The following is a 25,090-nucleotide window of genomic DNA, read 5'->3' as shown; positions in this document are numbered from 1 at the left end:
CATTATCCACTGCTGCTCGAACGCATGCGCCGGGTGGCACCGTGGTCCGTCAGCTGGATCGACCCTGCCCCGGCCATCGCCCGGCGGATTTCCCAATTGCTGGGCCCTGCGGCGCCCCCACCGTTCAGCGCGGCTGGCGACGCACCGGCGATCTTCACGAGCGGGGCCTGCATCAGCGGACCGCTGCGAATTGCCCTCGCGGGTTACGGGCTGTCCCAGGTCTTGATCGAGCCATTTCCACTGATGAACTGAGCAGCGATCCCCAGGCATAGCCCCAAGGGATTTGACTTGCGGGGGCTCCTGCGCCTATAGGGCTCTCGTCGCGCGGGTCCATCAGGGCCCGCGCGACTTTTTCCGCACCCGTGATCCGCTCGTCGAGAGCCGGATCTGTCGCCCTGGAAACGGGGACAGGAGGGCGCGGTCCTCAACTCGCGAACCAAGAGGACACGCGATATGTCGAAACGTCATGAGGCGAAATACAAGATTGACCGCCGCCTCGGTCAGAACATCTGGGGCCGCCCGAAGTCCCCGGTCAACCGTCGTGAATACGGCCCCGGCCAGCACGGCCAGCGCCGCAAGGGCAAGCCGTCGGACTTCGGCACGCAGCTGCGCGCCAAGCAGAAGCTGAAGGGCTATTACGGCTCGATCTCCGAGAAGCAGTTCCGTCGTTACTACGCCGAGGCGATCCGCCTGAAGGGCGACTCGGGTGAGAACCTCGTCGGCCTGCTCGAGCGCCGTCTCGACGCGGTGATCTACCGCGCCAAGTTCGTCCCGACGGTGTTTGCTGCTCGCCAGTTCGTCAACCACGGCCACGTCACGGTCAACGGCAAGCGCGTCAACATCGCGTCCTACCAGGTCAAGCCGGGTGACGTGATTGCGGTGAAGGAATCCTCCCGCCAGCTCGCCATCGTGATCGAATCGGCTGCGCTCGCCGAGCGCGACGTGCCGGACTACATCGATGCCGACCACACCAAGTTCTCGGCCACCTACACCCGCACCCCGACCCTGTCGGACGTGCCTTACGCGGTGCAGATGGAACCGAACCTGGTCATCGAGTTCTACTCGCGCTGATCCTGCATTGCAGGCTCGGGCTGCGAAGCTCCGATCGGAATCAGAAAAGGGCGGCTCTTCGGAGCCGCCCTTTTCAGTTCGAGCCCTCGGCAGGTGCGTCCCGCGGCCTGCCCAGACGGGCGCGCACGACGAATGGACCGGGCCGTCCGCGTACTGGTCCGCCGTCTTCCCCAAGCAGCGCCTTCAATCCGATGGGATATCGATACCGCTCCACGCCGGATGTCCGGCGGGGCTCCGGGTCCAGAAGGCGATGTCATTGAACTGGATGGTCTGCGAGACATCGGGCAAAGCATCGCGATAGATGCCGAAGCGCGGCTGCGCGTCGATGACCGGCTTGCCTGCCTTCGTCATGCCGTAGCGCGGATATCCGAGTACGCCGCGATAGGCTGGGCAGGCGCGCCCATCGAGCCAGAGCTGCAGATGGCTCTCACCGGCCTTCTGGCTCGGCCGTATCGAAACATTGACCCGGTGCCAGTGGCCCGGGGCGATTGGCCAGTCGCCACAGAAATGGACCTGCCCGACGCTGTCGCCACATGTCTCGGTGCCGGCACTCTTCGCGCGGAAGACCGGAGTCTTGCCGTCCGAATCCACCTCGATCTTGAAAAGCGGATTGCCGGGATCGCAGATCTCTTCTCCGCCCCTGCCCTTCTCGTAGCGCGGATCGATATTCTGCTTGATCTGCTGGATGACGGTGCGGTTCTTTCGTGTCAGCCACGGGGCCTCGACACGGAACTGAAAGCTGTACCAGGTCGTGGTATCGAAGCGGATGAGCTCGCGCGTCATCTGAATCTCGGCGCGCTCCGTCGCCGAGGAGCCAGGATCGGGATCATAGGCATCGCCCGGCTTGACGGTAACGCTGAGGACGCGCCCGCCATCTCCGGTCCCCTGTTCGCCGACGCATCGGATACGATCGGCACGAACCGATTTGTCCAGCAGCGACGAGATCTTCCAGTCCTCGGCCGCGATGCAGGCTGTCTCGAAATCCGCCTGGAACGCCGGAAGGACTTCCTCCGCGCGACCAAAGCCTGGGCAGAACAAGGACAGGGAGGCCAACCCCGCCGAGGCAAGAACGCGAAGAACCACGGCGTCTCTCATGCGTTGCCCCACCCCCCAGATCCCGCATGGAAGCTATCTCAACCTTGCGCGGGATCAACATGTTTGATCCCGCGGGATGGAAGCGGGGGAGCTACTACAGGCTCCGGTTCAGCGTTGCAGGATTGGCCGCAGGGCCTGAGCAAAACAGCAAAAGGAGCGGCCCGCAGGAGCCGCCCCCCTCTATGAAGCACGCCCAGATGGCCGCAGCGCCGCCGGATGATCCTTCGTCAGAGATGCGATCCGACCTCGTCGCGAAAGAAATAGCAGCCGAGCCCGACGCAGCCGATCAGGATCGAAAGACCATACGGGCCGAACAGGCAGAGTATGAAAACGAAGGCGATGAAAATCCTCATCAGCCAGTTTGACGATTGAGCCTTCATGAGACGCCCCTCTCACGAGATTTACTGAGAGGACCCTAGGCGCTCAAAAATGAACTCAATTTGAAGGATTATGGTAAACTCCCGTTTTTCATGACCGCGGTCGCCTCAACCTTCGCAATCCAGCTCTTCCGCATCGTCACCCGGACCGCCCCACCGACAGCAGCACAGAAAAAGGCGGCTCCGAGGAGCCGCCTCGTGAAGGCGATCGCGCTGCGATCAGTTGTTGTCGTCGTCGCTATGGTAGCGGCCGCGACGCGAGCCGCGATCGTCACCATCGTGATCCCGGCCGCCGCGTCGATCCTGCCAGCGATCGCGCATGTTCTCCCCCATCCGCTCCATGCGGGCGCGCCCCTCGGAGAATGCTTCGCGCACAGCCCGGCGCGCCACCGTCTTCTGTTCGTCGCTCAAGGTAGACCAGAGCGGACGAACGGCATCCGCGAGCTCCTTGCTGCGCGTGGCACGTGCCGCCTGACGGCTGGCCATCGCGTCCAGGCGCTCCATGATATCGGCGTGGCGGAAATTCTCACGCTGCTCGCGCATGGCCGCAAAGCCCTGACGACGCTGCTCCATGCCCTTCTTCACCGTGTTCTCGACCGCATCGAACAACGGGACCTGCTCGGGCTTGAGCTTCATATCGGCGCGCAATTTGGCAAAGCGCTCGTTCATGCGTGTCTGCGCGCGTTCGAGCCGCTCCTTCATGCGGGCTTCCATCTGCTCGGTGCGGCGCTGGTCGCGCTGGTCGGTACGCTCCTGCTGCGTCATGTCACGCGAGGATCCGGAGCCGCCGGCAGGTGGAACCGGCTGCGGCTGCGCGACCGCGAACGTCGCAGCCAGGGCGGCTGCCGACGAAGCTGCGATAAGTGCGATGCGTTTCATCCTGGGTCTCCGTTTGTCGTATCGACAAGGTCAGGTCGCTGGCGGGTCTCGAAGCCGGTTCGCGATCATGGCAAGGCTGACCTCGCGCCCCTGACCCTGCGATGGCGCAAGCATGAAAAGATCGTAATGTAGCGATGACGCGCCAGCGAGCGCGAAGTTCCCCCACGCCCCCCGGTGTCATTCCCTCGTGATGCGCAACCTGATCACCGATGTTCGCGGCCTGCTCGTCGGGCAAACCCAGGATATTGCCGCAGCGACCGGCGTCACCGTCGCCCTGTTTGACCGCCCGACCGTAGCCTCGGTCGCCATTCTCGGCGGCGCTCCCGGCACCCGCGATACCGCATTGCTGGAACCGGAAATGACTGTCGAGCATGTTGACGCCATCGTCCTCTCTGGCGGCTCCGCCTGGGGGCTGGCCGCAGCTGACGGGGTCATGGCGACGCTTGCCGCAAACGGTCGCGGCTTCCCCGTCGGCGGCATGCGCGTGCCGATCGTGCCGCAGGCGATCCTGTTCGATCTCCTGAATGGCGGCGACAAGGGCTGGGCCAGGGGCAATGGCGCAGAGGCCCCTTATCGGGCGCTGGCGCAGGCGGCAGCAGAGAATGCCGGCACTGAGTTTTTTCTCGGAAGCGCCGGCGCTGGCTACGGTGCGACCACCGCTACGCTCAAGGGGGGGCTCGGCTCAGCCAGCGCGCGCGCCGCCACCGGTCAGATCGTGGGCGCGCTCGTCGCCGTCAACGCCGTTGGCAGTGCCACGATCGGCGACGGGCCTTGCTTCTGGGCCGCCCCCTATGAGCAAGCGAGTGAGTTCGGCGGCCTCGGCTGGCCATCCCTGATCTCGCCCGATGATCTCGGGCTGCGCTTCAAGGGCGGGGCCGGACAGAACACCACGATCGCACTCGTCGCGACCGACGCGGCACTGACCAAATCGCAGGCGAAGCGGCTGGCGCTTGCGGCGCATGATGGCTTGGCCCGGGCGCTCAGGCCGGTCCATGCGCCGCTCGACGGCGACGTGGTCTTTGCCGCGGCAACCGGTCATAGCGGCGCGCCGCCCGATGCCTTCGCCCTGGCAGAACTCTGCGCGACCGCCGCCGACGTCCTCGCTCGAGCCGTCGCGCGCGGCGTCCACGCTGCAACCGCCCTTCCCTTTGCCGGAGCCAAGCCCGCCTGGCGCGACAGGTTTGGGACCTGAGGCCCGGTCCCGCTCCCGCGGCGTTTAGTGGCTCAGGAGGTCAAGGCGCTCGCCCACCAGACCTCGCTGGCGACAGACGATATCCAGCGCCAGATCGAAGCGATCCGCAACTCGAGCGGTGAAGCCGTCCGCGCCATCGACACGATGAACACGACCATCGGCTCGCTCAATGAGGTTTCGGCGGCAGTCGCGACCGTCGTCGAACAGCAGAACGCAGCCACCTCGGGGATTGCCCGCAACATCGAGGCTGCAGCACACGAGACCATCGCGGCCTCCGGCAATATCGAATTCGTCAGCAAGGTGGCCGCGGAAACCGGTCAGGTCGCGGCCTTCGTAGCCGAGTCCGCCGACAGGCTGGCCGCCCAATCCGCGCATCTCGATACCGAGGTCGCGCAGTTCCTGGGCCGGATCCGGGCAACCTGATTCTGACGCCTGCTCAGCCGCAAGACCCGGGCTCGTGTTCCTCAGGATTCGCCTGCGTCGAACGCTGCGTGGTAGCGAACTTCGCCCGCCGGTAGCGGGCCGCCAAAGCCAAGCACCTGGAAATACTCCTGCGGCACATCGGCAAGCCAGAGCCGGGGATCTGCAGCGAAACCGAAGCGAGCGTAATAACCCGGCGCCCCCAGCAGGACGCAGCCCTTCGCACCGGCCGTCTTCAGCCTGTCGAGCCCGGCGCGCACCAGAGCCTGCCCTATGCCTCTCCCCTGCATGCCCGGCCGAACAGCCAGAGGCCCGAGACCGAACCAGCCAAGCTCCTGCCCGCCGATCGTGACCGGGGAGAAGGCGACATGGCCAAGCAGGGCCTCGCCATCGGAGGCGACAAGGGACAAGGCCARCATACCGCCCCGGCGCAAGCCATCGACGATCGCCGCTTCCGCCCCGTTGCTGTGGAAAGCGTCCTTGAAGGCGTCACCAATGAGCGCCTGGATTGCGGGAATGTCAGCGGGTTGCTCGTCGCGGATGATCATGTTGCGTCCTTGGTTCTAGAGCGGGAGGGCCCATGACGGGCCCTCCCCTTGGCCTCACCGGTTGTCGGCCTGAGACCTCACTGCGAGCCGGCCCTGTCGCGAGATGCGATAGGGCCGCCCCTGCCTCGATTCGATCATCCGCTTGCGCCTGAGGCTCCCGAAAAGCTCGAGCGTGCGGTTGGTCAACACGTAGCCCTCATGGGTGAAGCAGTCGACATGGTGGATGCGGCCATCATCGCCGCGATGGTGACGGATATGCCCGCCCTGGGCCAGCACGTGCAGCACGCGCTGCTCGCCCCTGGAGATATTCATGTTTGTAGAGCCTGTGCATGAAACCATGACAAGCGCCGGAGCCCCATGCAGGCATCGAATGCTGCATTTCAGACCCGGCGCTGCATCACGTTCCGCCGAAGCGAAACGTCACCGGGTTCCCGCACTCTCAAACATGACATTCTCCAACACGTTCATTTCCGCGCGCATAGGCGCGGGAGGACGGGCGTCTAGAGCACGCTCCTCCTAACGTCAACCACCGCCAGAACCGTTTCCCGCCGGCGCCGAATGCGCTATGGGACCCGCATGTCGACAGATGCATTTCTCCAGCGGTTCGGTGCGCCGGGTACGCCTCAGCCCGRTCCCGTTGCCGCGGCGCAAAGCGCGATGCGCAACGCCCTGCCCAAGCGCTTCTACGAAACCGCTGGTGTGCTCGAACGCGACGGGCTCTTCCATGTCGCGCTCGATGGCAGGACGGCCCGGACACCGGCCCGGAATCCCTTGGCCATCACCTCGCGCCCGGTCGCCGAGGCACTCGCTGCGGAATGGCAGGCGCAGGGCGAGCGGATCGACCCCGCCGTCATGCCGCTGACACGACTGGTCAATTCCGCGCTCGATGGTGTGTCCGACCAGCATGAAGCCGTGCGCGCCGAGATCGTACGCTATGCCGGCAGCGACGCGCTCTGCTATCGCGCCAGCGAACCGGACAATCTGGTCGAACGCCAGCGTGATGTCTGGGACCCGATCGTCGCCGGCACCGAGGCCGCCCTCGGCGCACGCTTCACCCTCACTGAGGGCGTGATGTTTGCCGCGCAACCGGCCGGCTTGCTCGACGCCGTCGCCCGGCGTGTTGCCGATCTCTCCGCGCCTCTGGCGCTCGCCGGAGCGCATAATGTGATGACACTTTCAGGCTCGGCCATTCTCATGCTGGCCCTCGCCGACGGACGGCTGGACGAAGAGCAGGCATGGACTGCCGCCCATCTCGACGAGGACTATCAGATCGAGATCTGGGGACAGGATGAGGACGCCGCCGACAGGCGAACGATCCGCCGCCAGGAATTTGCGGCGGCCGTGCTTCTGCTCCAACACGGATAGCGCAAGCCCGAACGAACGGCTGATGGACAGCATGGCCTTCGCCCCTTAAGCCGGAACGCAGGCGTTCTGACCGGCGACGGGGCATTTCCATGAAGGACATTCTCGAGCAGCTTGAATCCCGCCGCGAGGGCGCGCGCAAGGGTGGCGGCGACAGGCGCATCGAGGCGCAGCACAAGCGCGGCAAGCTGACGGCTCGCGAGCGTATCGAACTCCTGCTCGATCACGGCTCCTTCGAAGAATTCGACATGTTCGTGCAGCACCGCTGCGTCGATTTCGGCATGGAGAAGGGTGAGAAGATCCCGGGTGACGGCGTCGTCACCGGCTGGGGCACCGTCAATGGGCGCACCGTCTTCGTCTTCTCCAAGGACTTCACCGTCTTCGGCGGCTCGCTCTCCGAAACACATGCCCAGAAGATCACCAAGATCCAGGACATGGCGCTGAAGATGCGGGCCCCGATCGTCGGCCTGTTCGACGCGGGCGGCGCCCGCATCCAGGAAGGCGTCGCGGCGCTCGGCGGCTATGGCGAGGTCTTCAAGCGCAATGTCACGGCCTCGGGCGTCATTCCCCAGATCTCGGTGATCATGGGCCCCTGCGCGGGCGGCGACGTCTATTCCCCTGCCATGACCGACTTCATCTTCATGGTCCGCGACACCAGCTACATGTTCGTCACCGGCCCGGAGGTGGTGAAGACCGTCACCAACGAGACCGTCACGTCCGAGGAGCTGGGCGGGGCCAAGGTCCACACCTCGAAATCCTCGGTGGCCGACGGCTCCTTCGAGAACGATGTCGAGGCACTGCTGCAGGTGCGCCGGCTGATCGACTTCCTGCCGGCCAACAACACGGTCGGCGTCCCGGAATGGCCGAGTTTCGACGTGCCGGACCGTGTCGACATGAGCCTCGACACGCTCGTACCCGACAATCCGAACAAACCCTATGACATCAAGGAACTGATCCTGAAGACGCTCGATGAGGGCGACTTCTTCGAAATCCAGGCGGCCTATGCCGGCAATATCGTCACCGGATTCGGCCGCATCGAGGGCCGCACCGTCGGCGTCGTCGCCAACCAGCCCATGGTGCTCGCCGGCGTGCTCGATTCCGATGCCAGCCGCAAGGCGGCCCGMTTCGTGCGCTATTGCGACGCCTTCGAGATCCCGATCGTCACCTTCGTCGACGTGCCGGGCTTCCTGCCGGGCACGGCGCAGGAATATGGYGGGCTGATCAAGCACGGCGCCAAGCTGCTCTTCGCCTATAGCGAATGCACGGTACCGCTGGTCACGGTCATCACCCGCAAGGCATTCGGCGGCGCCTATGACGTGATGGCCTCAAAACATATCGGCGCCGACGTCAACTATGCCTGGCCGACGGCGCAGATCGCGGTGATGGGCGCCAAGGGCGCGGTGGAGATCATCTTCCGCGGCGGCGATGCCGAGACCATCGCACGCCAGACCAAGGAATATGAGGACCGCTTCATGTCGCCCTTCGTCGCCGCCGAGCGCGGTTATGTCGACGAGGTGATCATGCCGCACTCGACCCGTCGCCGGATCGCCCGGGCCCTGGCCATGCTCAGAACCAAAAACGTCGAGCGGCCCTGGCGCAAGCACGACAATATTCCGCTGTGAGCTGACGCGAGCTACTGCCACCGCCTTAACACCACGCTCGCATTCACTCCGCCAAAGCCGAATCCGTTGGAGATGGCATGCTCCATCTGGAGCGGGCGGGCCTCCTTCGCCACGAGATCGAGCCCCGCCGCATCCTCGTCCGGGTTGTCGAGATTGAGCGTCGGCGGGGCAATCTGGTCGCGCAGCGCCAGGATGGTGAAGATCGCTTCCAGGCCGCCGGCCGCGCCGAGCAGGTGCCCCGTCGCCGATTTGGTGGCGCTGATCGCGATGCTGCGCTCGGAACCGAAAAGCGCTCTGATTGCCGCCAATTCGCCTCGGTCGCCGACCGGCGTCGAGGTCGAGTGCGCATTGAGATGACGGATATCGTGCGGCTGCAGGCCGGCCTGTTTCAGGGCGATCTCCATGGCGCGCCGCGCGCCCGAACCATCTTCCGGGCCTGAGGTGATGTGATAGGCATCGGCGCTGGTGCCATAGCCAGTGATCTCGGCCAGCGGCGCAGCCCCTCGCGCCTGCGCATGCTCCAGGGCCTCGATCACCAGCATGCCGGCGCCCTCGCCCATGACGAAACCGTCGCGGTCCCGGTCGAAGGGGCGTGAGGCACGCTCGGGCTCGTCATTGAAGCCGGTCGAGAGCGCACGCGCCGCGGCAAAACCACCAAGCGCGACAAGATCGATGCAGGCCTCGGCGCCGCCGCAGAGCGCGATATCGGCCTCTCCCGCCCGGATCAGCCGCGCCGCATCGCCGATCGCCTGCACGCCGGCGGCGCAGGCCGTGACCGGCGCACCGATCGGCCCCTTGAAGCCGTGGTCGATCGAGACATGACCAGCCGCAAGATTGACCAGGAAGGACGGGATCGTGAAGGGCGAAAGCCGTCGCACACCGCGCGTATCGGTGACGCGCACCGCTTCGGCGATCGCGGGGAAGCCGCCAATGCCGGAGGCGATGACCGTCGCGGTGCGCTCCCGCTGCACGTCATCGGTCGGCGCCCAGCCGGCCTGCTCCAGCGCCTCCTTCGCCGCCACCAGCGCGAACTGAATGAAGCGATCCATCTTGCGCTGGTCCTTGGGAGCAATAGCGCTGTCGGGATCGAAGCCCCCCTCAGCGTCCTCCACCTTCGTCGGCACGGCACCGGCAACCTTGGCCGGCAGGGTCTCGACAATGCTGTCGGGCAGGCGCCGCAGCCCGGAACGGCCAGCGAGCAGCCGCGACCACGCCAGTTCGGTTCCACAGCCCAGGGGCGAGACAACGCCCATACCGGTTACAACGACGCGGCGCATCGGCAGATCCTATTCGATGTGAGAGGGAGAGAGCGGTCGCAAACCTCTCTGCGCGGCAATGTGCCTGCGCATCTGTTCGCTGGCTCGCGGACCGGGAATGAGAGCGACATTATCGGACGTGATCGGCGTCGCGCTGGCGGCATCGACCAGGATCGGTTCGAGCGGCTGGCCGGAAACGCGCCCTGCCAGCAGCACGGACACGCCCTCGGGGGCGAGATACCGGTTGCCCCAGGCGAGCATTGCCGCAATCACCGGGAAGAAGTCCCGCCCCTTGGCGGTMAGCAGGTACTCATATCGCTTTGGCCGCTCGCGATAGAGCCGCCGCTCGAACAGGCCGCTCTGCGTGAGATGCTTGAGACGGCGAGCCAGCATATTGGGCGCAATGCCGAGACTCGCCTGAAACTCGTCGAAGCGCGTGAGCCCCCGGAACGCATCGCGCAGGATCAGGAGGCTCCACCATTCGCAGACGGTTTCGATCGTCCGTGCGCAGGGGCATTCGGAGAGTGAAGCGGGCCTGGATTGCATGCTCACTCCGGCTAGACCAGTTACTATCATTTTGCAAGTAACTGATCTGGCCGGAGCGCAGGGCCTTTCGCGGTGGGGCCGCTAACCCGGGGTTCGGAACGCCTCATCCGTCCAGTCGAGCAGCTTGCCCAGAAAGCGCGAGGCCGCCGGCATGAAGAAGCTGCCATGATGGTAGAACGGGTCGAGCGTGGTCACGATCATGCGCCCGGCCCCACCGCCAACATGACGGTGGTCGTAGAGGATCGAGCCGCCCTTGCCCTGAGGGTCGCCGTCCCGCGTGATGTCCACCAGTGAGGTCGCCCCCGGCGGGGGCGTCAGCAGGCCGTGATAGTGCCAGACCAGTTCCTTCATCCCGACATGGCGGAAAAGTTCGTGCTCGGGCGCGACGATGCGGTGGCCGGGATCGGCACCCTGCTCCAGCCACCACCAGAAATTGGTCGGACGGAACTCCCATGAGACGCCGGGCGCCCATTGCTGGGCGCTGTTCTCGCCAAGCACGATCAAGGTGCCGCCACCGRCCAGATAGTCGAGGAGGATCGGGCGCTTGCCCCGCAGAACGCCCGGATGAATGCGATCCGCCACCATCAGGGCGTCGCAGCCGGCAAGGTCGGCCGCAGCCAGTTCAGGCGCGTAGATCGTCCGGTCGAAGCGACCACCGAGCCGCTGACCATAGATTGCTTCCTGGTGGTAATAGGTTCCGCCGTCCAGCACCGCGAGTGTCATGCTGCCTCCGATGGCTTGGCGATCCAGTCGAACAGTTGCGGCATGATCCGCTCCGAGCTGTTGCCCGAGCCGAAATAGCCCCACAAATCCGCGCCGGCATGGACCAGCAACCGCCCTCCCACCGCCGGCCGGCAATCGAAATCGACCGGAGACCGRCTCGGTCCCAGGCTGTTGATGATGCGCGCACCGGGCGGTGGCGGGTTGGAACCGCGCCCATAGAAGCCCGCCACGCCGCGCCGCTTCGAGAGATCCGCAGGATCGACGCCGGCCCAGACCGGGTGCTCCGCCTCTCGGTTGACCGCGAGATCGTCGACCCGATAGCCGGGGATCGGCTGGAACCGCGAGAGTTCGGCCAGGAAAGGGTGCCCGATATGGCCGCAGACGACGATCGTGCCGCCATCGGCCAGGAAGGCTTCAAGCTGTCCCCGGCGCGAGGCAAGATAGCGCTGGTCCGAATGCAATCCGAGCAGCAGGCCGCGCGTGCGGGAAAGCGCGGTCCGTTCGAGATCGTAGAACGGCACGAGGTCGATTCGCGGGCCGAGCGCGAGATCCGTGATCAGGGCCTGGGCACCGGTCTCGCTCTGCTCGCAATCAAGGAGGATGGCGTCGATCACGGTTTGAACGCCATCGGATCGATGAGGTCGCGGCGCATGTCGATGGTCTTCTGTAACATGCCGGCCTCGATCATGARGGACTGATCGGCTTCAAGGTTCTTCACATCGGCATCGGTCATGGCGAGCGTGAAATCATACCAGGGCAGTTGCTTGCGCGCGTCCTCGACCGAGATCTTCTGGTCCTCGGCCGCGATCTTCAGGGCTTCCTCGGGATTGGTCTTCATGAACGCGAGTGCCTTCCCGTGAGCCGCGAGATAGGCCTGCACCAGGTCCGGATGGTCCCGGAGAAAATCGGTTCGTACCGCGATCACCGAGGTCGGAGCGATCAGCCCCTCGCCGCTCGCCAGGATGCGCCCGCCGGCAGCTTCCACCTGCAGGGCATTGGCGCCGGCCAGCGTCGCCGCATCAACCTTACCCGCCAGAAGTGCTGCCCGCGCCGCCGGGATATCCATGTTGAGATACTCGACATCGCCGAGCTTCATGCCATTGGCGGCCAGCGCCGCGGCTAGGAGTTGGTTCAGCGTCGTCCCCTTGGGGCCGCCCACGCTCTTGCCCTTCAGATCCTTGACCGAAGCAGGGCCGTTCGCCGTCGTCATCACGAAGAAGGCCTTGGGCGAACGCGAATAGGCGGCAATCACCTTGAGGTCGATGCCGTTCGCGCGCCCGAGAATGGCCGAGGTCCCGCCCAGTACGCTGGCAATGTCGACCGCACCGGCGGCAAGCGCCTGGATCTGCGCCGCGCCCGAGGTGATCTCGGGATTCTCGACCTTGTTGATGCCCGCCGCCGCAAAAGCTTCCTCGAGAAAGCCCTTCTTGCGCATGACGATGGAGGGAACGTTGAAGGGTGACGCCACATAAGTAACGCGCACGCTCGATGGCTTGTCGGCAGCATGGACCGAGATCGCAGGCGCAGCCGCAACGATGACCGCAAGGGCGATCAGCTTCAGAAATTTCACGACACAATCTCCTTCTGTAAGGGATGCCTGCTCGTTTCGAGCAGGCGCTCGAGCACGGCACGGCGATGAGCGAGCAGCGCGGGATCCGTAGGGTCTCGCGGGTAGGGAAGATCGACCCGGCGCAAACCGACGAGCCGGCCCGCCGACAATTCGGCAATGGCCTCGCCGAGCAGAACCGCCTCCTCGACGTCATGGGTGACGAAGACGACGGTCGGCCGGCGCTTGCGCCAGATTTCGACGAGCTCCTGCTGCATGGTGCGGCGCGTGAAGGCGTCGAGCGCGCCAAAGGGCTCGTCCATGAGCAAAAGATCCGGTTCGAGGACGAGCGCGCGGGCAATCGCGACCCGCTGCGCCATGCCGCCCGAGAGCTGCTCCGGCGTTGCCTCTGCAAATCCCGAAAGCCCGACGAGGGCCAACGCTTCGCCGACGCGCTGATCGATGACCTCTTGCGGGATGCGGCCGCAGAGCCCGAATCCGGCGTTGCGCGCGACGCTGAGCCACGGCATCAGCCGCGGCTCCTGGAAGACATAGCCGATGCGCGGGCGCCCGCCGCCAGCAAAACTCAATGTGCCGGACGTCGGTTCGGCAAGCCCGGCCAGGATACGCAGCAACGTGGTCTTGCCGCAGCCGCTGCGCCCCACGATCGCTGTGAAGCTGCCGCGCGGCAGATCGAGATCGACGTCTTCGAGAGCGGCGACGCTGCGCCCCGCAACCGAATAGCTCATGCCGAGATTGCGGGCCTCAAACACGGCCGAGCTCCAGATGGGAGCGCAGCCACGGCGCGCTGCGGCGGATCGCGGCCCGGGCCAGGGCATCGGCGATCAGCCCGAGCACGCCGATGACAAAGACCCCGACGAGAACGATGTCGGTGCGCGCAAGATTCTGGGCGTCGATGATCATGTAGCCGAGCCCCGAGCTCGACGCGATCAGCTCGGCTCCGACCAGAGCCCGCCAACTATAGCCGAGCCCGATCCGCAAACCGACGACGAGGGCCGGAAGCGAGGCCGGAAGAACGATCCGACGCAGGATTTCCGAGCTGCTCAGGCCACAGGCCCGGCCGACCTCGACGAGCTTCGGATCCGCCTGGGCAATCCCCCCAAGGGCTCCCAGGAAGATCGGGAAGAAGCAGGAGAGCATGATCACACCGATCTTCTGCACTTCGCCGATACCGAGCCACAGGATCAGCAGAGGCAGCAGCGCAAGCGGCGGAACCTGGCGCAGGAATTCGAGCGCCGGCTCGACCAGCGCGCGCAACCGCGGCAGCAGACCGAACAGCAGTGCCAGGGGCAAGGCAGTGGCGACGGAAAGGCCATAGCCGAGGATCACGCGCTGCAAGCTGATCGCCACATGCCTGACAAGGGAGCCATCGGCGATGAGTTGACGTCCCGCCTCCATGACCGCGACCGGCCCAGGCAGCAGGAAGGGCGAAACGAGACCGAGCACACTGGCTACAGACCAGAGCAGTCCCAACAGCAAGAATATGGGCAGTCCCTTGGACACGGCTACTACGATTGTTTCAGAGCAAGGCGGCGGCGCCCGCGCGACTGACTAGCATTGTTTCGTAGCGCATCAACAATATTACGATATTTATCACGCGAATATTTATTATAATTATTCTAATGAGAAGAATACGCTTTCGACAAGCGACACAGAACGGCGCGCATGCTTTGCAGATCGGAATAACTGCGCGTTTGACGAGCATCTTCGTCCCAAAGCCCGCTTCACCGGGCCTCCCGGCCCGCGACCCCGGACATGACTCCCGGAAGATAATCGTCTAAGGCGGCGCTCGCCCCCAAGAGATTTCCCGCTCTCGATGCTGTTCAATTCCTTCGTCTTCCTGCTCGGCTTCTTGCCGCTTGCACTCGCCCTGCACTGGCTGGTCGAGCGTTTTCAGCCAAGCCTGCGGCTGCCTGTTCTGGCGCTCCTGTCCTTTGTCTTCTACGGCTATTGGGACTGGCGCTTCGTCCCGCTGCTGGCTTTCTCGATCCTGCTCAACTGGTGGACCGCCGAAGCCTTCCTGAAGACCAAGCGAAGCGGCCTGATTTCGCTGGCGATCGCACTCAACCTCGCCGTGCTGGCGCTGTTCAAATACTTCAATTTTTTCGCTGAGTTCGCAGGCATGGTTCCGGGATTACCCGTCCCCAAGCTTGATCTGGCGCTTCCGCTCGGCATCTCCTTCTTTACCTTCCACCATGTGATGTACCTGACCGATCTCAGGCGCGGCGAGGCCCCGCGCTACGATCTGGTGCGCTATGCGCTCTACATCGCCTTCTTCCCGCAGGTCCTGGCCGGACCGCTGGTGCGCTGGCRCGAGATCATGCATCAGTTCGACGAACGACCCTATTTGCGGTCCGACGCGGCCGAACGCATCGCACGTGGGCTGATGCTCCTGACTGCCGGTCTCGCCAAGAAGGTGCTGCTCGGCGACCCGCTGGCCGAATACGCCAACCCCGTCTTCGCCGCGGCAGCCGCCGGACAGGTCGTTTCAGTAGCCGAGGCCTGGCAAGGCACACTTGCCTTCACCTTCCAGATCTATTTCGACTTCTCCGGCTATACCGACATGGCGCTCGGCCTGGCCCTTCTCTTCGGCATCGTGCTGCCGCAGAATTTCGATGTGCCCTATCGCAGCATCAGCATCCAGGATTTCTGGCGGCGCTGGCACATGACGCTGTCGCGCTTCCTCCGCGACTACCTCTACATCTGGATGGGCGGCTCGCGCCGGGGACTGCCGACCCAGATCTGGGCGCTCTTCGCCACCATGGCGCTTGGTGGCCTCTGGCATGGCGCCGGCCTCACCTTCATCGCCTGGGGCGTCGCCCATGGCGTGGCCCTGATCATCTRCCTGCTCTGGCGCCGTGCCAAGCTGCCGATGCCGGCGCTGCTCGGCTGGGCCCTGACCCTGCTCTTTGTGACGCTGTGCTGGGTCTTGTTCCGCGCCTCCTCCTTCCCGGCGGCGCTGACGATCTACAAGGGCCTCTTCGGCTTCGCGCCCTTCGGCTCCGGCTTCAAATGGCGCGCTTTGCTGCCCGCAGCCGCCTTTGCGATGCTCGGCCCGACCGCATGGGCCCTGGTGCACCGGCTGCCGCCGGCGCGGTGGATCGCCGTGCTGATGGCAGTGCTCTTCGTGCTTGTTTTGTTCAAGATCGGCGACGACGCCAATTATGAATTCATCTACTTCCAGTTCTGAACGGCTCAGCGCCGAGGCCAACCCCGCCGCAGGAATGAGCTGGCAGCGGTTTATCCGCGTCTCTCTGACTGCGGGAGGCCTCTTGCTAGCCGCCTTCTTCACCGCGGCCATCCTGATCGACCCCTATGACAGCGGGCGCTCACCACTGTCATTGAAGCAGGGCGTTCGCCCGCAGGGTCCGCGCACAGCCGCCGCCAGCCGCGGCCGCGACCCTGCATTCTCGGGAGCGATATTCGGCAATTCCCATATCCAACTGGTCAAACCCGACCTGCTGAAAACGCTGACTGGAATCCCCTTCGTCTCGCTGATCGCCCCCGCGACAGGCCCCAAGGAGACGCTGGTGCTGATCGACTGGTACCTGCGCCATAGGCAAGAACCGGCCAAGGCTCTGGTCATCAGCGTCGACCACACCTGGTGCACGCCCGACCCGGCCATGCCCGTCAGCAAACCCTTCCCGTTCTGGCTCTTCAGCCGCAATTTCGCGGAGTATCTCTTCGGATTGATGCGCTACGACGTCGTCGAAGAACTGCCACGCCGCATCCGATATGAGATCAGGAACGCACCGAAACGCGCTAGCCCGGATGGATACTGGGACTATGAGGCTGGCTATGTCGGCCTGGGATATGTCGAAAAGCCCGAGCTTCGACGCAGGTTGTTCGAGCACCAGGATATGAGTGGTGGTAACGAGACCGGACCTTTCCCGGCGGCCACCGCGCTCGCTGCTCTTCTTGAGGCAGAATCAAAGGGCGCTCCCGTGGTGCTGGTGCGTCCGCCGCTCCATATTACCGCGCTGCCGGCACCTGGCAGTCCCGAAGGGCGCGCCGAGGCGGCCTGCCGGGCCGCTTTCCAGGCGCTAGCCGACGAACGCCCTGCAACGAAGCTTGTCGATCTGCGTCGCGACACGCCCCTGATCCGTGAGCCTTCCAATTTCTTCGACCATAGCCATTACCGTCAGATTGTCGCCCGCGAGGTCGAAACGAGCATTGCGGCAGCGCTCACGTCTCTGCGATAAGCTTGGCAAAGATGCCCGGAGAACGACGGATTTCATTTTTATGACAACGACTTCGCGAGATTGGTTGAAACTGCATCGATCGCGATTGTTACTGTCTCTCTCCCTCGCTATAAGGGCGCCAAATCGGCGGCCCGACTAAGGCAGAGTCGGTAGGCACGCCGGAAACAGACACTCAGAGAGCGCGCCTATGTCGAAACAGATCATCCTGGACGCCGACTACCGACCCTCCGACTCCGAACCCTTTATGAACGAGCGTCAGCGCGAATATTTTCGCAGCAAGCTGCTCGCCTGGAAGGAGGAGATCCTCAAGGAAGCCAAGGAGACGCTGGTCACCTTGCAGAGCGAGAGCGAGAATCACCCTGATATCGCCGATCGCGCCTCATCCGAGACCGATCGCGCGATCGAGCTGCGCGCTCGCGACCGTCAACGTAAGCTGATCGCCAAGATCGAAGCTGCGATCGCACGGATCGACGAGGGCAACTACGGCTATTGCGAGGAGACCGGCGAGCCGATCTCGCTCAAGCGCCTCGAGGCCCGGCCGATCGCAACCCTTTCGCTGGAGGCGCAGGAGCGTCACGAGCGCAACGAACGTGTTTTCCGCGACGACTGAACCTTTTCCGCCATCCACGGTCTGAAGAGAGCCTTTCGCCGCCGGCGAAAGGCTTTTTTGTTGGAATGGAGGAAACCCCGCGCGGGAGGCGCGGGGTTTCACTGGATGCCACCCATAAAAGCTTGGGGAGCGTGGCTGGCATCCGGGACAGGGGCTTGCCTCGGGAGGAAGCAGCCCGCCGGCCAGGGAGGGAAAGGCGGGGAGCGTACCTCGCCTGGCCGGGTTTCTCGAAGGGCCGTCAGAAGGGCAGCAGGATATCCATGACCTGCTGGCCGTAGCGCGGCTGCTGGACATCGGTGATCTGACCGCGGCCTCCGTAGGCGATACGCGCCTGGGCAATCTTGCTGGAATCGATCGTGTTGTCGGATTCGATGTCCTCGGGCCGGATCACACCGGCGACGATCAGCTCGCGCACCTCGAAATTGACCCGGATCTCCTGCTTGCCTTCGATCACGAGATTGCCGTTCGGCAGGGTCTGGGTCACCACGGCAGCGACATTGGTGGCAAGCTGCTCGGCGCGGCGGACCGAGCCCGAGCCTTCACTCGACCCCTCGGAATCGAGCTTGAGCAGTTCGCCTGCGCTGGAGCCGTCCGGCAGGAACTTGTCGAGCTTGTTCTCGAACCCCATGATCCTCGCTGCGCCGAAATCCTCGCCGTTCTTGCGGCTGCGCTTGGTGGTGTTGTCGAGCTGGGCCCGGTCGGTGACCTTGACCTTGACCGTGACGAGGTCCCCGACCATGCGGGCACGCTGGTCCTTGAAGAAGGCGCGCGAGCCTGTGCGCCACAGCGAGTTCGGCGCGAAGGAGGCATGTTCGACTGCCGGCATCGGCATCTGCACGGGCTTGTAGCCCTTCACCGCGGTCGGATCCTCGATCGGCGAGAGCGCTGGTGCCTGGCCAACATTGGCAAGCCGGTCGGCAGCCCCGCAGGCGCCGAGCGCGAGACCGAGCGCAAGGATGCTCGAGAACCTGAGAAGCTTGGCCTGGGACATGATGATATTCCGCATCTTCGTGACTACTGCGCGTTGGCGACGCGGCCAATACCGGCCGATTTGACCGTGATCCGGCCGGGACCGCTGACCGTGCCCTGCAACACACGCTTGGATTGGGGATTGGTGACGCTGACGACATCGCCCTTCGCGCCAGCCTCTCCGGCGCGCCCACGCATGGTGAGAAGCAGGCCCGGCGCCTCGTAGACGATGGTGACGAGATCGCCGCGGCCGACGATCTCCTCGCGCTGCACATCGCCATTGCGCAGTGGCATTCCGRCCATCAGCGCACGTCGCGCAACCTTGTCGACCGCTCCCTTCATCTCGGCGATCAGCTCCCCCCCCTGGCCTTCACGCGGGCGCCGCTCGACAATCACGTCTGCGGCGGTCAGCGTCTCGCCGCGGGCAATCGCGCGGAGCGGAACCACGACTTCCGTCGTTTCGACCAGATGCCCCGAGATCCGCACCGGCTTCAGGCGCAGCGCGGCGCTACCGGGCACCGTCAGCAAAGCCTGGAGGCGACGCGACCGGGCGTCATAGCTCAGATCGACCACCGTCATGGCGCCCGTCAGTTCGGGCTCGACCGCAATCGAAGGCGTGCCCCCGTCCACGGCCAGCGCAAAGATGCGGCTATCGACACCGAAGCGTTCCAGCAGCCCGGTCTTCACCGCACCCTCGACATCGGAGGCCATGACGCGGCGAGCCGCGCGGGTAACGACGACCTGCGCGATGCCCTGGCTGTCGATATCGCTGGCCTCGCGGATGACGCCGCCATTTTTCGCGGCTTCGATGATGCGGGCGGCCTGGATCGTGCCGGTCTCGCCGAGCACCGGCGCCCGAAAGGCCGGCATGGCGGCSTCCTGCGGGGAAAGGCCGGCGATCAGATCGCCGAAGGTGACGAGGTCGCGCGACAGCGTGAGTTCGTTGCGCAACTGCATCCGGCGAAGGGCCGGGGCCGGATGCGCCTTTTCCGCCGGCAAGGCGGCCGTCGCGACAGACGCGGCCTGGTGCGGCTGAGCCGCCAGCGCAGATCCAGCGAAGAGCAGGGAAACAAGAAGGCTGGAGGAGCGGATCATGAGCATGGTCCTCACCCTCGGAACATCTGGGTCGTCGCCGACAGCATCTGGTCGGCGGCGGTGATGACCTTGGAATTCATTTCATAGGCACGCTGGGCCGAGATCAGCGACGACAGCTCGATGACGGCCTGCACATTGCCTTCTTCGAGCGAATACTGCTGGAGCGTGCCGAACCCCTCCGCCCCGCCGACGCCATCGATCGCCTGGCCCGAGGCAGCCGTCTCGATGAAGAGGTTGTCGCCGAGCGACTCAAGTCCGACCTTGTTGATGAAGCGGGCAAGTTGGATCTGCCCGATCTGCTGTGGCGCGGTCTGGCCGGGGAGCCTGACTTCGACCGTGCCCTGCGCGTTGATGCTGACGCTGGTCGCGTTGTTCGGGATCGTGATGCCCGGCTCGACCTGATAGCCGTCGCGGGTGACGAGTTGCCCCTGCGAGTCGAGATCGAACGAGCCGTCGCGGGAATAGGCGGTCCGTCCATCCGGCATGCGGATACGGAAGAAGCCCTCGCCCTTGACCGCGAGATCGTATTCCTTCTCGGTCGACGTCATGTTGCCCTGCGTCATCACGCGACCGGTCGAAACCGTCTTGACGCCCGAGCCGATGAAGGTCCCCGCCGGCACCTGCGTGTTCTGATCGGAGGTGGCGGAACCGGCCCGACGAAAGTTCTCGTAGAGGAGATCCTGAAAGTGGACGCGCTGGCGCTTGTAGCCAGTGGTGCGCACGTTGGCGATGTTGTTGGAGATGACCTGAACGTTGAGTTCCTGGGCCATCATGCCGGTCGCGGCGGTCTGAAGGGCGCGCATTGTGCTGGCTCCTTTTCCTGTCAGGCCTGCTGGTCAGCGAGGCGCGAGATCGCCCGGCTGCGCAATTCGTCGGATTTCGACATCAGGTTCGCCATGCTCTGGTAGGAGCGCTGGACCTCCATCAGCCGCGTCATCTCGATCACCGCCTTGACATTGGATGTCTCGACCGCGCCGGGCTCGAGGCGGGCCAGTGGCCCGGCCGGCTGAGCCGGAGCGGTCGAAGCGAAGAGATTGGTGCCGTCGCTGCTCAATGCAGCCGGATTGGCGAAACGCACCTGGCGGAGCTTGCCGCGCGTGCCGAGATTGGTCGACACAGTGCCGTCCGTAGCGATGCTGGCGCCGGTTTCGGTATCGCCGAACTGGATCGGGCCGCCCTCTCCCAGGACCGGCTGGCCACCCTGGGTGACGAGCTGGCCGCGGCCATTGATGGAGAGCGAACCGGCGCGCGTATAGCGCTCGCCCTGCGGGGTCTGCACCACGAGGAAATTGTCGCCGCGCAACGCCACATCGAGCGGATTGCCGGTGCGCTCGATCACGCCCTGAGACAGATCGACCGGGGTGCCCTTGTCGATGACATAGGAGAGCTTGCGGTCAGGCGCCTTGAAGCCCTCGGCACTCGCCTGGGGCATGAGAAACTCATTGAAGCGCGCCGAACGCGCCTTGAAGCCGTTCGTGCCGACATTCGCCACGTTATTGGCGATAACATCCAGCTCACGCGCCAGAGCCATCTGGCGCGACAGGCCGACGAGAAGCATGTTCTCCACGGCGGTAACTCCCGATCATGTCCCGCGAAAGCCTCGACGCTCCCCAGCGCAGCCTTCGCAGATCAGTCACCGCAACCCCCGTGCCAACGTGGTTAACTGATATCATCGCTTTGAAATATAAGAGATATTATTCAACCCGGACTGCGCCACCCGCTCGGCAACAGCGTGTCGACGGGCAGAAACGACCGGGCAAAAACTGCCGTCCTTAACGAGACGTTAACCCTGTTTCGGCAGATTTGCAGGAGTGAGCCGCCCAGAATGGAGCCGCGCTCCGGTACCCGGGCAGACAGGTATGGCCAAGAAGACCAAGAGCAGCGACGACGAGGCCGCAGACGGCGCCGGCGCGCCGAAGGCGGGCAAGAAGAAGCTCGTGATGATCGTCGGTGGCGTTGTGCTGCTGGCCGCTCTCGGTGGCGGTGGCTGGTTTTTCCTGAAGAAGCCTTCACCAGAGCAGCTTGCGGCAGCGGAAGCGGCCAAGAACGTCAAGAAGCCGGCAACCTTCGTCGAAATGAAGGACATGATGATCGGCATTTCAAGCGGCGGCCAGCAGGACCGCCAGCCGATCATGAAGATCAAGGTCGTGCTCGAGATCGCGGATGCCAAGGCCTCCGAGGAGATCAAGCCGCTGCTGCCGCGTGTCGAGGATGCCTTTCAGGTCTTCATGCGCGAGCTGCGCCCCGCCGATCTCGACGGCTCCGCCGGAATTTACCGGCTGAAGGAAGAGCTTCTGCGTCGCGTGAACGTCACCGTCTATCCGGCCAAGGTCGAAGCGGTGCTGTTCAAGGAACTGCTGGTCCAGTGAGCCGGCCTCTCCGATCCCTGACCATCAGCCGAGCGTCCCATGGCCGATAGCGAACTCGAACAGACCGGCGGCCTTCCCAAGGACCAGCCTCTGACGCCGGAGAACATGGCGGCGGAATGGGCCACCATGCCGGACACCGTCGAGGAGGAAGGCGAGGCCGAAGGCGGTACCGACCGCCTGATGAGCCAAGACGAAATCGACACGATGCTCGGTTTCTCGGCTGGAGACGACAAGGACAGTCGCAACGGCATCCAGGCGATCGTCGAATCCGGCTCGGTATCCTATGAACGCCTGCCGATGCTCGAAATCATCTTCGAGCGTCTGGTTCGGCTGCTCTCGACCAGCTTGCGCAACTTCTTCACCGACAACGTCGAGGTGTCCCTCGAGAGCATCCGCTCCGTGCGCTTCGGCGACTACATCAACTCGATCTCTCTGCCCGCCATGCTCTCGGTCTTCAAGGCAGAGGAATGGGACAATTTCGGCCTGATCACGATCGAGTCCTCCCTGATCTACTCGGTGCTGGACACGATGCTCGGCGGCAAGCGCGGGCAGCCTGCCCCGCGGGTCGACGGGCGTCCCTTCACGTCGATCGAATTCAATCTGCTGAAGCGGGTGATCGCGCTCGTCCTGAGTGATGCCGAAGCGGCATTCCAGCCGCTCTCGCCGGTGAATTTCAAGGTCGACCGGATCGAGTCCAATCCGCGCTTCGTCTCGATTTCGCGCCCTGCCAACGCAGCGATCCGGGTCGAACTGCGCTTCGACATGGAGGGGCGCGGCGGCTCGCTGCACATCCTCCTGCCTTATGCGACGATCGAGCCGATCCGTGAACTGCTCCTCGAGAGCTTCATGGGTGAGAAGCTCGGCCGCGACCCGATCTGGGAAAACCACCTCGCAACCGAGGTCTGGCAGACGGACGTCGCGGTGAAATGCGTGCTCCACGAAACCCAGATGCCATTGAAGCGCGTGATGAAGCTCGAGATCGGCGACACGCTGATGTTCGACGCGCGCCCCGATTCAGTGGTTTCGCTGCGTTGCGGGGACTTCATGGTCAGCGAAGGTCGCATCGGGCGCGTCGACGACAAGATCGCCGTCCAGGTCGTCAGCCCGCTACGCCGCTCCAAGACCACGATCGCAGCCTTCGACAGCGCCACCAGCCATCTCGGCTCGCCGATCTGACGCCCGGGGACAACGCCATGACGATTACCCTTATCGCCGATGCGCTGGTCGCCAGCCTCCTCGTCGCCACCATCATCACCTGCTATGTCCTGTCCAAGCGAATCGAGCGGCTCAAGGCGGATGAAGGCGCGATGCGACAGACCATCGGCGCCCTGATCTCCGCCACCGACACGGCCGAGCGCGCCATCGCCGGCCTGAAACTGACGCTTGGCGACTGCGACCGGACGCTGGCCGAGCGACTGCGTACGGCCGAGCGCTATGCCGCCGATCTCGCGGCCCAGGTCGAAGCCGGTCAGGACGTCATGGAACGCATCGCCCAGATCGTCAGCGCCGCCACGCTGGTTGCGCCCAAGGCCGCGGATGCTGTGCCCGAGGTTGCCGAAGAACCGACCGTCTCGCGCCTGACGAATGCCGCGCACGCCGCCGCCGCGATCCGCGCCCGTGCCGCCAAGCGGCTGGAAGGTCAGGCGGCGTGATCGAGAGGCCCCGCCTCATCCCGGCAGTGATCCTCGGCGCCATGGGCCTCCTGGCGCTGAAGCTGATCGCCTGGACGTCGGAGCCTTATCCCGCCAAGGGGCCTGCCAGCGCGCAGGCGCTTGCGAAGACCCAGCCCGCCGCACAGCCTCTCAAGACGGAACCCGAAGTCTGGGGCCTCGCCAAGGTCATCGCCCGCGCACACGCTCCCGATACGTTCCTCGATCCCGAAACCACCGGCACGATCGAGAAGCCCAAGGCCAATCCGGAGGAAGAGGCGAAGGCCGAGGCTGCACGCGCGGCCAACCCGAACAACAAGGCCGATGTCCTCAATGGCACCGCCAGGACCACCTCGCCTGCCGAGCGCGCGATACTGGAGCGCCTCGGCGAGCGGCGCGAGGAGATCGAGGCGYGCATGCGCGAGTTGGAGATGCGCGAGCGCCTGCTCGACACGGCAGAGAAGAAACTCGACGGCCGCGTCGGCGACCTGAAGCAGCTCGAGGACAAGGTCGACGGCCCCAAGGCCAAACAGGCCGAGGAAGAGAGCAAGGCAATCAAGAACCTCGTCATCATGTACGAGACCATGAAGCCGAAGGACGCCGCAAAGGTCTTCGACCGTCTGAACCTCAGCGTGCTGGTTCCGGTGGTCCAGCAGATGAACCCGCGCAAGATGTCGGATGTGCTCGCTGCAATGTCCCCGGATGCCGCGGAGAAGCTGACCGTTGCCTTGGCGACCCCGGCGCGCGCGCCCAGCCTCCCGCGTCTTGCCGCCGAATCGGCGCCCCTGTCGGGCAATGAGCTGCCCGCCGTCGCGCTGCCGCAGCGACGCTGACCCTCCCGCGTCCTTAACCGGCCATTATCCTTGACGCCCTATCGTCGGTAGCGCTCGGGCTGCCGTCTTGCGGTCGTGCCGGGCACTGGTGTCGCGTTGCGTGAGTGTACCGGTTTGCGTTTCCCGCGTTCTCTTGCCTTTGGTGTCGGACTGGCCGCGCTTGGCGTTGCCGCCAGCCTTTCCATGCCCGCGCTTGGGGCAACGGCGACCTTGCAGGGTGCCGCCATGCCGCCCGGCTTCGGGCGCCTGTCGCTGACGTTCGACGAGCCGATGCCAGTGCGCGTCAGGGTCGCCAATGGCGTCCTGGTCGTTGCCTTCGRCGGCCCCGTGAAGATCGACGTCAACAAGATCGCCAAGGAACTCCCGGACTATGTCTCGATCGCGCGGATCGACCCTGATGGCCGCGGCATGCGCTTTGCTCTCGCTCGCCCCTACAAGGCGAACCTGATCGAGGCCGGCGACAAGGCCTTCATCGACCTGCTGCCGGAGACCTGGAAGGGCGTGATGCCCGGCCCTCCGCCCGAGGTCATCGCCGCTTTGGCCGAGCGTGTCCGGTTGGCGGAGGCCCGCGCTCGCGAGATCGACCGCCGCCCACCAACTGCCCCCAAGCCTCTCCTGCTGACCAGCGCCAAGCTGCCGACACTCGAGCGCCTGATCTTCCAGGCGCCCTCCGACACCAAGCTGGCGCATGAGCTTGTCGACGGC

Annotated in this window: 28 protein-coding genes and 2 pseudogenes; 14 read left to right on the top strand and 16 right to left on the bottom strand. The window is 64.8% G+C overall.

Features of this window, described 5'->3' with window-relative positions:
• Together AC1DRP_RS18525 and rpsD are read left to right on the top strand one after the other, a co-directional pair.
• Window positions 1–252 (top strand): annotated as a pseudogene (locus AC1DRP_RS18525) (glutamate racemase); the annotation flags it as partial.
• Between the two features lie 201 nt (window positions 253–453).
• Window positions 454–1,071 (top strand): 30S ribosomal protein S4, encoded by a 618-nt coding sequence (gene rpsD / locus AC1DRP_RS18520; RefSeq protein ID WP_043237713.1) that lies wholly within the window; start codon window positions 454–456, stop codon window positions 1,069–1,071.
• Window positions 1,072–1,254: 183 nt separating this feature from the next.
• Here rpsD and AC1DRP_RS18515 read toward each other — a convergent pair whose 3' ends face one another.
• From AC1DRP_RS18515 to AC1DRP_RS18505, 3 genes are all read right to left on the bottom strand, one after another.
• The gene (locus AC1DRP_RS18515) at window positions 1,255–2,154 is read right to left on the bottom strand and encodes a heparin lyase I family protein (RefSeq protein ID WP_476769223.1); all 900 of its coding nucleotides are present in this window, start codon (window positions 2,152–2,154) and stop codon (window positions 1,255–1,257) included.
• A gap of 239 nt (window positions 2,155–2,393) precedes the next feature.
• Window positions 2,394–2,546: a hypothetical protein gene (locus tag AC1DRP_RS18510; protein WP_476769222.1), complete on the bottom strand. Its 153-nt coding sequence runs from the start codon at window positions 2,544–2,546 to the stop codon at window positions 2,394–2,396.
• 216 nt (window positions 2,547–2,762) lie between these two features.
• On the bottom strand, window positions 2,763–3,422 hold the full coding sequence (locus tag AC1DRP_RS18505; RefSeq protein ID WP_441506214.1) for a Spy/CpxP family protein refolding chaperone: 660 nt from the start codon (window positions 3,420–3,422) through the stop codon (window positions 2,763–2,765).
• Window positions 3,423–3,612: 190 nt separating this feature from the next.
• Here AC1DRP_RS18505 and AC1DRP_RS18500 point away from each other — a divergent pair, with 190 nt between their 5' ends.
• Together AC1DRP_RS18500 and AC1DRP_RS18495 are read left to right on the top strand one after the other, a co-directional pair.
• A complete protein-coding gene (locus AC1DRP_RS18500) occupies window positions 3,613–4,614 on the top strand; it encodes a P1 family peptidase (RefSeq protein WP_441506215.1) in 1,002 nt (333 codons plus the stop codon).
• A gap of 27 nt (window positions 4,615–4,641) precedes the next feature.
• On the top strand, window positions 4,642–5,037 hold the full coding sequence (locus tag AC1DRP_RS18495) for a methyl-accepting chemotaxis protein (protein WP_441506216.1): 396 nt from the start codon (window positions 4,642–4,644) through the stop codon (window positions 5,035–5,037).
• Between the two features lie 41 nt (window positions 5,038–5,078).
• Here the strand turns inward: AC1DRP_RS18495 and AC1DRP_RS18490 are convergent, their stop codons facing one another.
• The gene (locus AC1DRP_RS18490; RefSeq protein WP_441506217.1) at window positions 5,079–5,582 is read right to left on the bottom strand and encodes a GNAT family N-acetyltransferase; all 504 of its coding nucleotides are present in this window, start codon (window positions 5,580–5,582) and stop codon (window positions 5,079–5,081) included.
• A 54-nt stretch (window positions 5,583–5,636) separates the two neighbouring features.
• Complete coding sequence (locus tag AC1DRP_RS18485; RefSeq protein WP_441506218.1) at window positions 5,637–5,894, bottom strand: YjhX family toxin; 258 nt, start codon at window positions 5,892–5,894, stop codon at window positions 5,637–5,639.
• Between the two features lie 264 nt (window positions 5,895–6,158).
• On the opposite strand from AC1DRP_RS18485, the gene AC1DRP_RS18480 reads away from it, so the two are divergent.
• Both AC1DRP_RS18480 and AC1DRP_RS18475 read left to right on the top strand, forming a co-directional pair.
• Window positions 6,159–6,947, top strand: a complete 789-nt coding sequence (locus AC1DRP_RS18480) for an ATP12 family chaperone protein (protein WP_476769221.1) — start codon at window positions 6,159–6,161, stop codon at window positions 6,945–6,947.
• 89 nt (window positions 6,948–7,036) lie between these two features.
• Window positions 7,037–8,566 carry an acyl-CoA carboxylase subunit beta gene (locus AC1DRP_RS18475; protein WP_441491476.1) on the top strand — a complete coding sequence of 510 codons (1,530 nt, stop codon included), beginning with the start codon at window positions 7,037–7,039 and terminating at the stop codon, window positions 8,564–8,566.
• Between the two features lie 11 nt (window positions 8,567–8,577).
• On the opposite strand, the gene fabF is transcribed toward AC1DRP_RS18475, so the two are convergent.
• From fabF to AC1DRP_RS18440, 7 genes are all read right to left on the bottom strand, one after another.
• Window positions 8,578–9,843, bottom strand: coding sequence for a beta-ketoacyl-ACP synthase II (fabF, locus tag AC1DRP_RS18470; RefSeq protein WP_441506220.1), 1,266 nt, complete (start codon window positions 9,841–9,843; stop codon window positions 8,578–8,580).
• Between the two features lie 9 nt (window positions 9,844–9,852).
• On the bottom strand, window positions 9,853–10,368 hold the full coding sequence (locus tag AC1DRP_RS18465) for a winged helix-turn-helix transcriptional regulator (RefSeq protein WP_441506221.1): 516 nt from the start codon (window positions 10,366–10,368) through the stop codon (window positions 9,853–9,855).
• Window positions 10,369–10,449: 81 nt separating this feature from the next.
• Window positions 10,450–11,091: a hypothetical protein gene (locus AC1DRP_RS18460; protein WP_476769220.1), complete on the bottom strand. Its 642-nt coding sequence runs from the start codon at window positions 11,089–11,091 to the stop codon at window positions 10,450–10,452.
• Window positions 11,088–11,705, bottom strand: coding sequence for a hypothetical protein (locus AC1DRP_RS18455; protein WP_441506223.1), 618 nt, complete (start codon window positions 11,703–11,705; stop codon window positions 11,088–11,090). The genes AC1DRP_RS18460 and AC1DRP_RS18455 overlap by 4 nt, the downstream gene beginning before the upstream one ends.
• On the bottom strand, window positions 11,702–12,661 hold the full coding sequence (locus AC1DRP_RS18450) for an ABC transporter substrate-binding protein (RefSeq protein WP_476769219.1): 960 nt from the start codon (window positions 12,659–12,661) through the stop codon (window positions 11,702–11,704). The genes AC1DRP_RS18455 and AC1DRP_RS18450 overlap by 4 nt, the downstream gene beginning before the upstream one ends.
• On the bottom strand, window positions 12,658–13,410 hold the full coding sequence (locus AC1DRP_RS18445; RefSeq protein ID WP_441506225.1) for an ABC transporter ATP-binding protein: 753 nt from the start codon (window positions 13,408–13,410) through the stop codon (window positions 12,658–12,660). Before AC1DRP_RS18445 ends, AC1DRP_RS18450 begins: the two co-directional genes overlap by 4 nt.
• On the bottom strand, window positions 13,403–14,137 hold the full coding sequence (locus AC1DRP_RS18440) for an ABC transporter permease (RefSeq protein WP_441506226.1): 735 nt from the start codon (window positions 14,135–14,137) through the stop codon (window positions 13,403–13,405). Before AC1DRP_RS18440 ends, AC1DRP_RS18445 begins: the two co-directional genes overlap by 8 nt.
• 337 nt (window positions 14,138–14,474) lie before the next feature.
• Here AC1DRP_RS18440 and AC1DRP_RS18435 point away from each other — a divergent pair, with 337 nt between their 5' ends.
• The 3 genes from AC1DRP_RS18435 (at window position 14,475) to dksA (ending at window position 17,470) form a co-directional block, all read left to right on the top strand.
• Entirely contained in the window at window positions 14,475–15,848 is a 1,374-nt protein-coding gene (locus AC1DRP_RS18435) for an MBOAT family O-acyltransferase (protein ID WP_476769218.1), read from the top strand.
• Between the two features lie 82 nt (window positions 15,849–15,930).
• Window positions 15,931–16,860 (top strand): hypothetical protein, encoded by a 930-nt coding sequence (locus tag AC1DRP_RS18430; protein ID WP_441506228.1) that lies wholly within the window; start codon window positions 15,931–15,933, stop codon window positions 16,858–16,860.
• Between the two features lie 187 nt (window positions 16,861–17,047).
• The gene (gene dksA / locus AC1DRP_RS18425) at window positions 17,048–17,470 is read left to right on the top strand and encodes an RNA polymerase-binding protein DksA (RefSeq protein WP_113513504.1); all 423 of its coding nucleotides are present in this window, start codon (window positions 17,048–17,050) and stop codon (window positions 17,468–17,470) included.
• A gap of 238 nt (window positions 17,471–17,708) precedes the next feature.
• Here the strand turns inward: dksA and flgH are convergent, their stop codons facing one another.
• From flgH to flgF, 4 genes are read right to left on the bottom strand one after another with little or no spacing between them, the layout of a single operon-like run.
• Window positions 17,709–18,461, bottom strand: a complete 753-nt coding sequence (gene flgH / locus AC1DRP_RS18420) for a flagellar basal body L-ring protein FlgH (RefSeq protein WP_441491486.1) — start codon at window positions 18,459–18,461, stop codon at window positions 17,709–17,711.
• A 23-nt stretch (window positions 18,462–18,484) separates the two neighbouring features.
• On the bottom strand, window positions 18,485–19,534 hold the full coding sequence (gene flgA / locus AC1DRP_RS18415; protein ID WP_476769217.1) for a flagellar basal body P-ring formation chaperone FlgA: 1,050 nt from the start codon (window positions 19,532–19,534) through the stop codon (window positions 18,485–18,487).
• A gap of 11 nt (window positions 19,535–19,545) precedes the next feature.
• Window positions 19,546–20,337 (bottom strand): flagellar basal-body rod protein FlgG, encoded by a 792-nt coding sequence (gene flgG, locus AC1DRP_RS18410; RefSeq protein ID WP_069879979.1) that lies wholly within the window; start codon window positions 20,335–20,337, stop codon window positions 19,546–19,548.
• 20 nt (window positions 20,338–20,357) lie between these two features.
• A complete protein-coding gene (flgF, locus tag AC1DRP_RS18405) occupies window positions 20,358–21,101 on the bottom strand; it encodes a flagellar basal-body rod protein FlgF (protein WP_069879978.1) in 744 nt (247 codons plus the stop codon).
• 292 nt (window positions 21,102–21,393) lie between these two features.
• Between flgF and fliL the strand changes: the two genes are divergently transcribed.
• The 5 genes and pseudogenes from fliL to AC1DRP_RS18380 all read left to right on the top strand — a co-directional run.
• Window positions 21,394–21,903: a flagellar basal body-associated protein FliL gene (gene fliL / locus AC1DRP_RS18400; protein WP_441491488.1), complete on the top strand. Its 510-nt coding sequence runs from the start codon at window positions 21,394–21,396 to the stop codon at window positions 21,901–21,903.
• Between the two features lie 39 nt (window positions 21,904–21,942).
• Window positions 21,943–23,079, top strand: a complete 1,137-nt coding sequence (gene fliM, locus AC1DRP_RS18395) for a flagellar motor switch protein FliM (RefSeq protein WP_113513509.1) — start codon at window positions 21,943–21,945, stop codon at window positions 23,077–23,079.
• 17 nt (window positions 23,080–23,096) lie between these two features.
• Entirely contained in the window at window positions 23,097–23,555 is a 459-nt protein-coding gene (locus tag AC1DRP_RS18390; RefSeq protein ID WP_441491489.1) for a DUF6468 domain-containing protein, read from the top strand.
• The gene (locus AC1DRP_RS18385; RefSeq protein ID WP_476769216.1) at window positions 23,552–24,385 is read left to right on the top strand and encodes a MotE family protein; all 834 of its coding nucleotides are present in this window, start codon (window positions 23,552–23,554) and stop codon (window positions 24,383–24,385) included. Before AC1DRP_RS18390 ends, AC1DRP_RS18385 begins: the two co-directional genes overlap by 4 nt.
• Window positions 24,386–24,499: 114 nt before the next feature.
• Window positions 24,500–25,090: pseudogene (locus AC1DRP_RS18380) on the top strand (hypothetical protein); the annotation flags it as partial.

It is taken from the genome of Allobosea sp. 01N443 (genome assembly GCF_056399325.1).
The sequence above is the reverse complement of the archived record's forward strand: the minus strand, read 5'-3'. Positions and strand labels throughout refer to the sequence as shown.